We start from the raw sequence: 11,958 nt of genomic DNA, 5'->3' as shown, positions 1-11,958 counted from the left end.
CACGGCGACGACGTGAAGCTCACCGAAGTCCTCAGGCCCGAGGCGGTGCTGGCCGACCTCGGGGGCACCACCGCCCCCGAGGTGCTGGCCGAGCTGTGCCGCCCGGTGGCCCGCCTCCACGGGCTGGACGCCACCCGCCTGCTGCAGACCCTGCTGGACCGCGAGAAGCTCGGCTCCACCAGCGTGGGCGAGGGGGTGGCCATCCCCCACGGCCGCCTGGCCGGGCTGCCCTCCCTCACCGCCGTCTTCGGCCGGGCCCCGGCCGGCGTGGAGTTCCGGGCGGTGGACGGCAAGCCGGTGCGGCTCTTCCTGGCGCTCTTCGCCCCGGAGAACGCCGCCGGGCTCTACGTGAAGGTGCTGGCGCGGGTGAGCCGGCTCTTCCGCTCGCCGGCCTTCCGGGAGGCCATCCTGGCCGCGCCGGACGCCGCGGCCATCCTCGAGCTGATCGGGGTGGAGGACGCCCGGGAGTGAGGCGACAGGCTGCCGCACCACACCAAACGCCGCGTCCGCAGGCGTTTGACGCGCGCGAGACGGCTCAAGTAAGGTCCAACGCTTCGGGCCAGGACGGCCCGCTCCGGGAGACGGCTTGACTGGATTCAACGTCATGAAGATCGACTGCGCGGGCATGCGGTGCCCGCAGCCGGTGCTGAAGCTGGCGGTCGAGACCGCCGAGACGCCGGCCGGCACGGTGGTCGAGATCCTGGGCGACTGCCCGACCTTCGAGAAGGACATCCGCACCTTCTGCGAGCGGCGCAAGAAGACCCTCCTCTCCATCCGGTCCGACGGCGTCAAGACCGTCATCCAGATCCAGTACTGATGGTGTGACCGGGACGCCGCCGCCGGGGCCCGCCGAGGCCCAGCAGCCCGCGGCGCCCCGCACCGGCCTGGTCTTCTGCCGCTGCGGACCCAACCTCGGCACCCTGGTCCAGCTCGGCGCCCTGGAGGCCCCGGCCCACTGGCCGGAGGCCGCCGACGTGGTGGTCCACCCGGTGCTCTGCTCCGCCGAGGGGCAGGCCTGGCTGGCGGCGCGGGTGCAGGCCCTGGGCCTGGAGCGGCTGGTGGTGGCCGCCTGCTCCCCGCGCGAGCACGAGCAGACCTTCCGCGGCGTGATGACGGCCGCCGGCCGCAGCCCCTGGCTGGTGCAGCTGGTGAACCTGCGCGAGCAGGTGGAGTGGATCGGCGGCGCGGCGGCCGACGCCACGGCGCGCGCGGCGCGGCTGGTGCGGGCCGGCCTGGCGCGGGTGGCGCTGCACCGGCCCATCGCGGCGCGGGAGGTGGAGGTCTCGGCCGACGTGGTGGTGGTGGGCGGCGGCGCGGCCGGCGTCTCGGCGGCCCTGGCGCTGGCCCGCAAGGACCGCCGGGTGGTGCTGGTGGAGCGCGCCCCGGCGCTGGGCGGGCTGGCCAACCGGCTCGACGAGATCTTCCCCGACCTGGCCTGCGCCTCCTGCTTCATGGAGCCGGCCCTCGACGAGGTGCTGCACCACGAGCGCATCGAGGTGCTCACCTCCGCCGAGGTGGTGCGGGTGCGCGGCTCGGCCGGCCGCTTCGAGGTGGAGGTGGCCCAGGCCCCGCGGTTCGTGGACCCGGCCGCCTGCGTGGGCTGCGACCGGTGCGCCTCGGTCTGTCCGGCCGACCGGCCCGACCCGTGGTCGGGCGGGCTGGGCCGCGCCCGGGCCATCGGCCTGGCCTACCCGGGCTGCCTGCCGCACGTCTCGGCGCTGGACCAGGCCAGCTGCCTGCGCTCCCACGGCCAGGCCTGCGAGCTGTGCCAGGCCGGCTGCGCCTTCGGCGCCATCGACCTCGGCGCCGCCCCGCGCCGCCGCACCGTCACGGCCGGCGCGGTGGTGGTGGCCACCGGCATGGAGCCGGGCGCGGTGGCGGGGCCGCCGGGGCTGGTCTCCACCTACCAGCTGGAGCGCATGCTCCACCCCAGCGGCCCGACCGGAGGGGCGCTGCGGGCCGCGGGCGGCGCCGCGCCGCGCACCCTGCTCCTGGCCACCAGCGCCGCCGAGACCGACGGCGAGCTGGCGGTGCGCGAGCTGCTCAAGCTGGCCCACCTGGTGCGGACCCGCCACCCGGAGGTGGAGGTGAGCGTGGCCGGGGGCCTGGGGCGCGCCCCGGGCTACGCGGCGGCGGCCCGCCAGGCCGAGGCCGACGGGGTGGAGCTGCTGGAGGCCGACCTGGTGCCCGGCACGCCGCTCGACGCCGGCGGCGCCGTGGCGGTGCGGCTGGCGCAGGGGGCGCTGGAGACGGCGCGCACCTTCGACCTGGTGGTGCTGCACGGGCCGGCCACCCCGGCCGCAGGGTCGCAGGCGCTGGCCGCGCTCCTGCGCCTCCCGCTCGGCCCGCGCGGCTTCGTGGAGGAGGGAGCGGCCAGCCCGTTCGAGCCCACCGCCACCCGCCTGGCCGGGATCTTCGTGGCCGGCGCCGCCGCCGGGCCGCGCCCCATCCGGCAGGCCATCCGCGACGGCACCGCCGCGGCGGGCCGGGTGCTGGCCACGCTGGTGCCGGGCGAGCGGCGGGTGGTCGAGCCGCTGGCCGCCGAGGTGGACGCGGCGCTGTGCGGGGCCTGCGGGGCCTGCGTGTCGGCCTGCCCCTACGGCGCGGTGGTGCGCTCGCCGGAGGGCGGCAAGGCGGAGGTGGAGCCGCTCCACTGCCACGGCTGCGGCACCTGCGCGGCGGCCTGCCCCACCGGCGCGGCCTCGGCCGCCCACTTCACCCGCGCCCAGCTCGGCGCCGAGATCTCCGCGCTCCTGCGCGGGCCCGGCGGCGGGGCGGACCGCTGACCGTGGCCCACCAGCCGCGCATCGTGGCCTTCCTGTGCGACCGGTGCGCCTACGCGGCCGCCGACCAGGCCGGCCGCTCGCGCCTGGAGTACCCGCAGGCTCTCCTGACGGTGCGGGTGCCCTGCACCGGCCGGGTGGAGCCGGCCTTCGTGCTGCAGGCGCTGCGGGAGGGGGCCGACGGCGTGCTCATCGCCGGCTGCCACCCCGGCGACTGCCACTACGTGGACGGCAACCTCAGGGCCCACGCCCGCCACGCCCTCCTGGTGCGGGCGCTGGGGCAGGCCGGGGTGGAGCCGGGCCGCTGCCGGCTGGCCTGGACCGGCGCCAGCGAGGCCGAGAAGTTCGCCGCGGTGGTGCGCGACATGGTCGCCGAGCTCACCGCGCTGGGGCCGCTCGACTACCAGCGGCGCGCCCTCGACGCGCCGCCCGCCGGCGGGACCCCCGACGGCGGGGCGCACGCCACGACCCCAGGCGAGGCTGCCGCGCACGCCGCTTCCGGACACGCCGCCTCCACCCAGGCCGGCGCCGCGCACGAGCCCGCTGGCGCGGCCCAGGCCCACCGGCTCCCCCCGGCGGCGCTCCCGCCGCGGGCCCCCGGCAACCCGCGGGTGGCCTTCTACTGGAACGCCTCCTGCGGCGGCTGCGAGGAGGCCGTGGTGGACCTCGGCGAGGGGTTCGCCGACCTGGCCGAGCGGGTCGAGATCCTGCTCTGGCCGGTGGCCATGGACTGGAAGCGCGCCGACGTGGAGGCCATGCCGGACGGCCACCTCGACGTGGCCTTCCTGAACGGCGCGGTGCGGCTCACCGAGCAGGACGAGTGGGCGGCGCTCCTCCGGCGCAAGGCCCGCACGGTGGTGGCCTTCGGCGCCTGCGCCCACCTGGGCGGGGTGGTGGGCCTGGGCAACCTCTCCGAGCCCGGCGACCTGCTGGAGACCGCCTACCGCCGGCAGCCCAGCGTGTCCAACCCGGGCGCTCCCCTGCCGGGCAGCCGCTTCACCGAGGGCGGCCACGACCTCACCCTGCCGGCGCTCCTGCCGCGCACCCTGCCGCTGGCCGAGGCCGTCCGGGTGGACTACGTCATCCCCGGCTGCCCGCCGTCGCCCGCGGTGATCGCCGCCGCGGTGGGGCAGCTGCTCGGCGACGCCCCGCTGCCGCCGCCGGGCGCGGTGCTGGCGCCCAACGCCTCGCTCTGCGACTCCTGCCCTCGGAAGGACTCGAAGCCGGACCGGCTGCAGCTCACCCAGCTGGCCCGGCTGGCCACCACCCAGCCCGACGAGGCCACCTGCTTCCTGGTGCAGGGGCTGGTCTGCCTGGGGCCGGGCACGCGCCAGGGCTGCCAGCCGGGCTGCGTGGAGGTGAACGTGCCCTGCCGCGGCTGCTTCGGGCCGCTCGACGGCATGGCCGACGCCGGCGCCGCCACCCTCTCGGCCTTCGCCTCCATGCTGGCGGGCGGCGAGGCCGACCTGTCGCGGCTGGTGGCGTCGCTGCCGGACCCGGCCGGCACCTTCTGGCGCTACGGCTACGCGGCGGGGCTCCTGCCGAGGCGGGTGCGGCCGTGACCAGGCGGATCACCATCGACCCCATCACCCGGCTGGAGGGGCACGGCAAGGTGGAGATCCTGCTCGACGCGCAGGGCGACGTGGAGCAGGCCTACCTGCAGGTGCCGGAGCTGCGCGGCTTCGAGCGGTTCTGCCTGGGCCGGCCGGCCGAGGAGATGCCGCAGCTCTCGGCCCACGTCTGCGGGGTCTGCCCGGCCTCGCACCACCTGGCCTCGGTGCGGGCCCTGGACCAGCTCTACGGCGTGGCCGCGCCGCCGGCCGCCCGGGCCCTGCAGGCCGCCTACTACGGCCTCTTCCTCTTCGAGGACCACCTCCTCCACTACTGGTACATGGGCGGGCCGGACTTCGTGGTGGGCCCCACCGCGCCGGCGCCCATGCGCAACGTGCTGGGGGTGATGGCCCGGGTGGGCGCCTCGCTGGGCCGGCGCATCCTCTCGGTGCGCAAGGAGGCGCGCGACCTGATGGCGGCCATCAGCGGCCGCACCGTGCACCCGGCCTTCGCCCTGCCGGGCGGCTGCTCCCGGGCGCTGCCGGCCGAGGCGCTGGCGCGGCTGCGGGAGGGGGCGCCGCGGCTGGTGACCTTCGCGCAGGACACCCTCGAGTCCTTCCGCCAGGTGGTGCTGGAGAACCGGGGCTGGCTCGACACCATCCAGGACGAGGCCTACCGGGTGCGCAGCCACTCCATGGGCATGGTGGACGGGCGGGGCCGGCTCGCCTTCCTCGACGGGGAGGTGCGGGTCATCGACCCGGACGGCGCCGAGCTGTGCCGCTTCCAGCCGCACCAGTACCTCGAGCACCTGGCCGAGCGGGTCGAGCCCTGGAGCTACGCCAAGTTCACCTTCCTCACCTCGCGCGGCTGGACCGGCTTCACCGAGGGGCCGGAGAGCGGGCTCTACCGGGTGGGTCCGCTGGCGCGCCTCAACGTGGCCAGCGCCATGGCCACGCCGCTGGCCGAGGCCGAGCGGCAGCGGCTCTTCGAGGTGCTGGGCTGGCCGGCCCACCAGACCCTGGCCTTCCACTGGGCCCGGCTGGTGGAGGCCCTGCAGGCCGCCGAGCAGGTGGCGCTGCTGGCGCACGATCCCCTGCTGGAGTCGCGCGACGTCCGCACCGTGCCGGCGCCGCTCCGCGGCCCGGCCTCCGGGGTGGGCATGGTGGAGGCGCCGCGCGGCCTGCTCATCCACCACTACCAGGCCGACGCCGAGGGGCTGCTCACCGGGGTCAACCTGGTGGTGGCCTCGCAGCACAACGCCGCGCCGGTGCAGGTCTCGGTGCGCAAGGCGGCGCGCGGGCTGATCCGCGGCGGGAAGGTGGACGACGGCATCCTCAACCGGCTGGAGATGGCCTTCCGGGCCTACGACCCGTGCAACGCCTGCGCCTCCCACTCGCTGCCGGGCGAGCTGCCGCTGGTGGTCACGGTGAAGGACCACCGCGGCCGGGTGGTCGAGGTGGTGCGCCGCCGCGTGCCGGAGGAGCCGGGGTGAGGGCGCCGGGGTCGGTGTCGCGGTCGCGGAGCGGCTCGCCAGGTCTGGGCTCCCTCTCCCCTCCGGGGAGAGGGCAGGGGTGAGGGGCGCCGCGGCCCCGCCGCAGGTCCTCCTCCTCTGCCTCGGCAACGCGCTCCGGCAGGACGACGCCGTCGGCCTGCACGTGGCCCGCGCGCTCGAGGCCGACCCGCCGCCGGGCGCCACCGTGGCCACCAGCGCCCGCGCCGGGCTCTACCTGCTCGACGACATGGAGGGGTTCGACCGGGTGGTGGTGGTGGACGCGGTCCACACCGGCGCCCACCCGCCCGGCGCGGTGCACCGCCTGCCCCTCGAGGACCTGCACGCCCCGGCCGGCCCGTCGCCGCACGCCCTCGGACTGCCCTCGGCGCTGGCGCTGGCCCGCGCCGCCGGCGCGCCGGTGCCGACCCGCGTCTGGCTGGTGCTGGTGGAGGTCGAGACCTTCGACACGGTGGGCGAGGGGCTCACGCCCGCCGTGGCGGCCGCCGTGCCGCTGGCCGTGGCGGCGGTGCGGGAGGCGTGGGCCGAGCTGCAGGCCTGACCGACGGCACCCGCGCCGCCCCCTCGAGCGCCGCGGGAGGAGCCGCGGGACCCGAGGAGGCGGGGTTGGTGGTCTGTCTGGTCACAGCGTCAGCAGGAAGGCCAGCGCCGTGCCGAGCCACCCGGCCAGCAGCAGCGGCGCCAGCGGGAAGACCAGCGGCAGGCGGGCGCAGGCCTCGGCCGAGAGGCAGTCCAGGCGGCGGCGGCCGCCCAGCTGGCAGCGCAGGCAGTCGCCGGCGGCCGGCGGCCTGGGCGCGGCCGGCCGGCGCGTCGGGGCGCGGCCCAGCGCGACGAGGGTGGACGGGAAGGTGGGCGCGACGAGCTTCTGGGTGTCCATGGGGTCCTCCGGATCCGCACCTCGGCGGACGGTCTGAAGATGGCGCCGGAGTGGTCTGCTCGTTAGGGCCATTCACGCGTGCCGAACCAGACCATTCGGGAGGAGCCATGAAGCGCGCCGCCGGCGCCCCGCTGCCGCGCCTGGCCGGGGCCGAGCCGCCCTCGGCCTCGCGCCGGGTGGCGCTCTACCGCCGCATCCGCGGGGCCATCGTCGAGGGCAGCCTCTCGCCGGGGGCCCGGCTGCCGTCCACCCGGGCGCTGGCCGGGGAGCTCGGCGTGTCGCGCACCACCGTCGAGGAGGCCTTCCAGCAGCTGGTGGCCGAGGGCTTCCTGGAGCGCCGGGTGGGGGACGGCAGCTACGTCTCCTCCGCGGTCCCGGTCCGCCCGGCCGTGCCGGCGGCCCCGGCCCCCGGCGTGGCCCTCTCGGCGCGTGGCCGCCAGGTCATCGGCACGCCCATCCACCCGGACACGCTCACCTCCAGCGCCTTCCGCGGCGGCCAGCCGGACGTGGCGGCCTTCCCGCTGCGCACCTGGCGCCGGCTCCTCTCGCAGCGGCTCGGCCGGCGCGGCGCGCGGCTCCTCGACTACGGCGAGGCGGCCGGGTACCGGCCGCTGCGCGAGGCCATCGCGGCCCACGCCGCCACCTCGCGCGGCGTCCGCTGCGGCCCGGGCCAGGTGATCGTCCTCTCCAGCTCGCAGCAGGCGCTCGACCTGGCGGCCCGCCTGCTCCTCGACCCGGGCGACGACGTCTGGCTGGAGGACCCCTGCTACCAGGGCGCCCTGGGCGCCATGCGGGCCGCGGGCGGGAACGTGGTGCCGGTGCCGGTGGACCAGGCCGGCATGGACGTGGCGGCCGGGCGCGCCCTGGCCCCGCGGGCGCGCCTCGCGGTGGTGACGCCCTCCCACCAGTACCCGCTGGGCGTCACCATGTCGCTGGAGCGGCGGCTGGCGCTGGTCGACTGGGCCGCCGCGGCGCGCGCGCTGGTGCTGGAGGACGACTACGACTCCGAGTACCGCTACGACGGCCGCCCCATCGCGGCCATCCAGGGGCTCGACCGGGCCGGGCGGGTGCTCTACGTGGGCACCTTCACCAAGATGCTCTACCCGTCGCTCCGGCTCGCCTACCTCATCGCGCCGGACGCCCTGGTGGACGCCTTCGTGGCGGCGCGGCGGCTCATCGACGGGCACCCGCCGGTGCTCATGCAGGCGGTGGTGGCCGACTTCATGGAGGGCGGCCACCTGGTGGCCCACCTGCGCGCCATGCGGGCCCTCTACGGCGAGCGGCGCGCCGTGCTGGTGGAGGCGCTGCGGCGCGAGGTCGGGGGGGCGGGGCGGCTCGGACCGTCCGACGCCGGCCTGCACGTCAGCCTGCACCTGGAGGGCGCGCGCGACCTGGAGGTGCGGGCCCGGGCGCTGGGGCTCGGGGTGGACGCCGCGACGCTCTCGGCGCAGGCCATCCGCCCAGGCTCGGTGAACGGCCTCATCCTGGGCGACGCGGCGCTCTCGCCGGCCGTCATCCGGGAGGGGGTGCGCGGCCTGGCCAGGGCGCTCACCGGGGGGCGGCGCGCTGCCGGGAGAGGCGCCGGACGAGGTGGTGAGAGAAGGTCCTGAAGGGCCGGCGCCCGATCGCCGGCCTGGCCGCGTCGGGATCGGCCGCCCCGAGGCGCGCTAGGCTCCCACCTCCCACCTCCCACCGCCTCCGCCAGAGGCCGCCATGCCACGCCGCCACGCCCTGCCCCCCCTCCTCCGCGGCGCCGTCCTCGGGGTCCTGCTCACCGCGGTCGCCTGCAGCGGCGGGGGCGGCGGAGACGATCCGGCGCCGGGCTGCCGCGACTCCGGCGGCCCGAGCGCGTGCCTCGCCAGCCAGGCCGGCGCGTCGGTGGTCGCCTCGGGCAACGGCTGCACCACCGGCCCCCCGGGCGGCGGCGGGCTCGGAGGCACGAGCCCGGCGGGGGCCACCGGCGGGACCGGTCAGGCCGGGCAGGCCGGAGCCTCGCTCGTCATCCCGTGAGCGAGGGCCGCGCCGCTAGTGGGTGACCGAGTGGAACAGCCGGTCCCAGCGGAGCCCGTCGGGCCCCCAGGAGACCAGCGCCACCCAGGCCCGCCCCTTGACGCGCCCCACCGGCACCGGGCCGAAGACCCGGCTGTCGGCGGAGCGGTCGCGGTGGTCGCCGGCCATGAAGACGTGGCCGGGCGGGACCTTCTGCGCCACCACGTCGCCGCAGGGGTGGTCGGGGGCGCAGTGGGTGTGGAAGGCGTGGCCGTCCAGCTGCTCCACGAAGTCGCGGCAGGGCTCCTCGACCCAGCCGCCGCGCTCCGGCTTGTTCCAGTACTGGCAGGCGCCCAGCTGCTCCTGGCGCGGCACCGGCTGGCCGTTCACCTGCAGGTGGCCGTCCTTGATCTCCACCACGTCGCCGGCCACCGCCACCACCCGCTTGATGAGGTCGTCGGCCGAGGGGCCGCCGCTGGGGTTCAGGAACACCACGATGTCGCCGCGCCGCGGGCTCGACCAGGTGGCCTGGGCCTCGTCGGTGAAGGGGAGGCGGGCCCCGTAGGCCCACTTCTCCACCACGATGAAGTCCCCGATCTGCAGGGTGGGGATCATCGAGCCGGACGGGATCCAGACCGGCTCGTACAGGAAGGTGCGGAAGGCCAGCACCGCCAGGATGGTGAGGCCCCAGCCCTTCACCTCCGACCACAGCTTCTGCTTGTTCACGTCGCTCCCCGCTCCCGTGCCAGCGCCGGCCCTCGGGGGCCGGCTACTCGGTCCGCATCGCCTCGACGGGGTCCAGCTTCGACGCCCGGGCGGCGGGGTAGATGCCGAACAGGAGCCCGGCCCCGCACGCGGAGGCGAGGGAGAGTATCACCGCCCAGGCCGGGATGCTCGACGGCACCTGCAGCACCTCGCGGGTGAAGACCGCCACGCCGGCGCCCAGGCCCACCCCGATGAGGCCGCCCAGCAGCGACAGGGTGACCGCCTCGAAGATGAACTGCACCAGGATGCGGCGGCGCCGCGCCCCCAGCGCCATGCGCACGCCGATCTCGCGGGTCCGCTCGGTCACCGAGACCAGCATGATGTTCATGATGCCGATGCCACCCACCAGCAGCGCCAGGGCGCAGACGCCCAGGGTGGCAGCGCCCACCATGGCGGCCAGGTTGTTGAAGGTCTCGTTGACCGAGTCGTTGGTGAAGTACTCGAAGTCGTTCTCGGCCAGCGGGGCCAGGCCGCGCTGGCGGCGCAGCGTCGAGACCACCTCGTCGATGGCCTTGGGGATGTCCTCGGGCGAGGTGGCGATGACCACCAGGTTGGTGTTCTCCACCTTGCCCAGCGCCAGCTCGAAGGCCGTCCAGGGCACCAGGGTGAAGCCGTCCTTGGACTCCAGCCCCAGGATCGAGCCCATGCGCTCGGCGATGCCCACGATCTCGAAGGGCACGCCGCGCACCCGCACCTCCTGCCCGAGGGCCTGGCCGTCCGGGTAGAGGGCGTCCACCACGTCGGCCCCCACCACCGCCACCCGCCGCCCCAGCCGGATGTCCGACTCGTTGACGAAGCGCCCCTCGGCCAGGCTGATGGCGCGGGAGCGCTCGGTGTCGGTGTTGACGCCCACCACCTCGATGACCGCCTTGGTGGCGCGCTCGCGGGTGGCCACCGCGAAGGGGCGGTCGAAGGACTCCTCGATGGAGACGCCCAGCACGTGCGGCAGGCCCAGCAGCGCCTCCCCCTGCGCGCGGGTGATGGGCTTGCGGCGGGCGTACTTGTGCCAGTCGACGTTGTGGAACCCCGGGGCCGGCCACTTCTGCACCTGGAAGGCGTTGTTCCCCAGGAAGGCCAGGTCGCTGGTCACCTTGAGCCGCAGCCCCTCGGTGAGGGCCATCATGGCCACCACCGTGGAGGCGCTGATGACGATGCCGAGCAGGGTCAGCGCCGAGCGCAGCGGGTTGGCGCGGAGGGTGCCGAGCGCCATGGCGATGTTGTCGAGGAGCTGGGTCATTCGTAGCGCAGCGCCTCCACCGGATCGAGGTTGGCGGCCCGCCAGGCGGGCCAGCTGCCGAAGAGCAGCCCCACCCCGGCCGAGAAGCCCAGGCCCAGCGCCACCGCGCCGGGGGTGACCGCCGCGGCCAGCGGCGTGGCCACCGAGAGGATCAGCGCCACCCCGAAGCCCAGGCCGGTGCCCACCGCCCCGCCGGCGGCCGAGACGATGGAGGACTCGATGAGGAACTGCAGCAGGATGGTCCGCTTGCGGGCGCCCAGGGCCCGGCGCACCCCGATCTCGCGGGTCCGCTCGGTCACCGACACCAGCATGATGTTCATGATGCCGATGCCGCCCACGATCAGGGTGATGAGCCCCACCCCCACCGCCACGCCGTAGAGGGCGCCGGTGAGCTGGCCGTAGAGCTTGAGGAACTGGTCCTGGCGGTTGATGTTGAAGTCGTCGGGCCGCTCCGGCGGGACGCGGCGCACCTGGCGCAGGATGCCGGTCAGCTGGTCGGTGAGGGCCTCCACCTGGCCAGGCTCGGTGGCCACCGCCACGGCGATGGAGCGCTTGCCGCCCAGGTCGCGCAGGAAGGTGGTGTAGGGGATGGAGACGTTGCTGTCGAGGTCCATGCCCAGCATGCGGCCGCGCCGCTCCAGCACCCCGATGACGGTGAAGGGGTGATCCTTGATGCGGACCTTGCGGCCCAGGACGGCGTCCCAGGGCTCGCCCGGGAAGAGCCGGTCGGCCACCCCGGCCGCCAGCACCACCACGCTGCGCGACAGCTCCACGTCCGGCCCGGCCAGGAAGCGCCCGGCCGCCACGCTGCCGCCGCCGGTCTGCAGGTAGGAGCCGTTGGTGCCGCGCACCTGCAGCCGGGTCAGCTCCACGTCGCCCACCGTGACGGTGGCCCGGATGTTGGCCATGGGGGCCACCGCGGTGGCCAGGGTGGCCTCCTGCTCGATGGCCTCCAGCTCGGCGCGCCCCACGTTCTTGCGGTTGCGCATCTCCCACCACTCGTTGCCGGTGTTGATCCACTTCCACTTGTCCACGTAGACGGTGTGGGCGCCCAGGTTGCCGATCTGGGTGGCGAAGCTGGCGTCCAGCCCGTCGATGATGGCCACGATGGAGATCACCGTCATGACGCCGATGACGATGCCCATGGTGGTGAGGAAGGTGCGCAGGTGGTTGCCGGTGAGGGCCGAGAGGGCGATGCGCACCCCCTCGCCCAGCTCGGAGCCGAGGCGCGAGCGGCCGCGGCGCG

The 11,958-nt window shown here is 76.1% G+C and carries 12 protein-coding genes; 8 read left to right on the top strand and 4 right to left on the bottom strand.

Annotated elements, in window-relative coordinates; genetic code table 11:
• Positions 1-12 precede the first annotated feature (12 nt).
• From IPO09_15215 to IPO09_15190, 6 genes are all read left to right on the top strand, one after another.
• Positions 13-471, top strand: a complete 459-nt coding sequence (locus tag IPO09_15215) for a PTS sugar transporter subunit IIA (protein ID MBK9518670.1) — start codon at positions 13-15, stop codon at positions 469-471.
• Positions 472-604: 133 nt separating this feature from the next.
• Entirely contained in the window at positions 605-817 is a 213-nt protein-coding gene (locus tag IPO09_15210; protein ID MBK9518669.1) for a sulfurtransferase TusA family protein, read from the top strand.
• Between the two features lie 4 nt (positions 818-821).
• Positions 822-2,786: a CoB--CoM heterodisulfide reductase iron-sulfur subunit A family protein gene (locus IPO09_15205; GenBank protein ID MBK9518668.1), complete on the top strand. Its 1,965-nt coding sequence runs from the start codon at positions 822-824 to the stop codon at positions 2,784-2,786.
• A gap of 2 nt (positions 2,787-2,788) precedes the next feature.
• Positions 2,789-4,345: a hydrogenase iron-sulfur subunit gene (locus IPO09_15200; GenBank protein ID MBK9518667.1), complete on the top strand. Its 1,557-nt coding sequence runs from the start codon at positions 2,789-2,791 to the stop codon at positions 4,343-4,345.
• A complete protein-coding gene (locus tag IPO09_15195; GenBank protein ID MBK9518666.1) occupies positions 4,342-5,826 on the top strand; it encodes a Ni/Fe hydrogenase subunit alpha in 1,485 nt (494 codons plus the stop codon). The genes IPO09_15200 and IPO09_15195 overlap by 4 nt, the downstream gene beginning before the upstream one ends.
• Positions 5,827-5,905: 79 nt before the next feature.
• Entirely contained in the window at positions 5,906-6,385 is a 480-nt protein-coding gene (locus IPO09_15190; GenBank protein MBK9518665.1) for a hydrogenase maturation protease, read from the top strand.
• A gap of 81 nt (positions 6,386-6,466) precedes the next feature.
• Here the strand turns inward: IPO09_15190 and IPO09_15185 are convergent, their stop codons facing one another.
• Positions 6,467-6,721, bottom strand: a complete 255-nt coding sequence (locus IPO09_15185; protein MBK9518664.1) for a hypothetical protein — start codon at positions 6,719-6,721, stop codon at positions 6,467-6,469.
• Between the two features lie 107 nt (positions 6,722-6,828).
• On the opposite strand from IPO09_15185, the gene IPO09_15180 reads away from it, so the two are divergent.
• Positions 6,829-8,331 (top strand): PLP-dependent aminotransferase family protein, encoded by a 1,503-nt coding sequence (locus IPO09_15180; protein ID MBK9518663.1) that lies wholly within the window; start codon positions 6,829-6,831, stop codon positions 8,329-8,331.
• 103 nt (positions 8,332-8,434) lie between these two features.
• Positions 8,435-8,731 carry a hypothetical protein gene (locus IPO09_15175; protein MBK9518662.1) on the top strand — a complete coding sequence of 99 codons (297 nt, stop codon included), beginning with the start codon at positions 8,435-8,437 and terminating at the stop codon, positions 8,729-8,731.
• A 15-nt stretch (positions 8,732-8,746) separates the two neighbouring features.
• On the opposite strand, the gene lepB is transcribed toward IPO09_15175, so the two are convergent.
• From lepB to IPO09_15160, 3 genes are read right to left on the bottom strand one after another with little or no spacing between them, the layout of a single operon-like run.
• Positions 8,747-9,436 (bottom strand): signal peptidase I, encoded by a 690-nt coding sequence (gene lepB / locus IPO09_15170; protein ID MBK9518661.1) that lies wholly within the window; start codon positions 9,434-9,436, stop codon positions 8,747-8,749.
• Positions 9,437-9,479: 43 nt separating this feature from the next.
• Positions 9,480-10,712, bottom strand: coding sequence for an ABC transporter permease (locus IPO09_15165; protein ID MBK9518660.1), 1,233 nt, complete (start codon positions 10,710-10,712; stop codon positions 9,480-9,482).
• Positions 10,709-11,857 carry an ABC transporter permease gene (locus IPO09_15160; protein MBK9518659.1) on the bottom strand — a complete coding sequence of 383 codons (1,149 nt, stop codon included), beginning with the start codon at positions 11,855-11,857 and terminating at the stop codon, positions 10,709-10,711. The genes IPO09_15165 and IPO09_15160 overlap by 4 nt, the downstream gene beginning before the upstream one ends.
• Between the last annotated feature and the right edge of the window lie 101 nt (positions 11,858-11,958).

The organism is Anaeromyxobacter sp., from assembly GCA_016718565.1.
Classification (GTDB): Bacteria; Myxococcota; Myxococcia; order Myxococcales; family Anaeromyxobacteraceae; genus JADKCZ01.
This window is presented reverse-complemented; position numbering and strand designations above follow the sequence as displayed.

Excerpts from the sequence above, each read along its gene's own strand:
- IPO09_15210 (MBK9518669.1), top strand. The coding sequence starts at position 605 with ATGAAGATCGACTGCGCGGGCATGCGGTGCCCGCAGCCGGTGCTGAAG.
- IPO09_15185 (MBK9518664.1), bottom strand. The coding sequence starts at position 6,721 with ATGGACACCCAGAAGCTCGTCGCGCCCACCTTCCCGTCCACCCTCGTC.
- IPO09_15180 (MBK9518663.1), top strand. The coding sequence starts at position 6,829 with ATGAAGCGCGCCGCCGGCGCCCCGCTGCCGCGCCTGGCCGGGGCCGAG.
- IPO09_15175 (MBK9518662.1), top strand. The coding sequence starts at position 8,435 with ATGCCACGCCGCCACGCCCTGCCCCCCCTCCTCCGCGGCGCCGTCCTC.
- IPO09_15165 (MBK9518660.1), bottom strand. The coding sequence starts at position 10,712 with ATGACCCAGCTCCTCGACAACATCGCCATGGCGCTCGGCACCCTCCGC.
- IPO09_15160 (MBK9518659.1), bottom strand. The coding sequence starts at position 11,857 with ATGGGCATCGTCATCGGCGTCATGACGGTGATCTCCATCGTGGCCATC.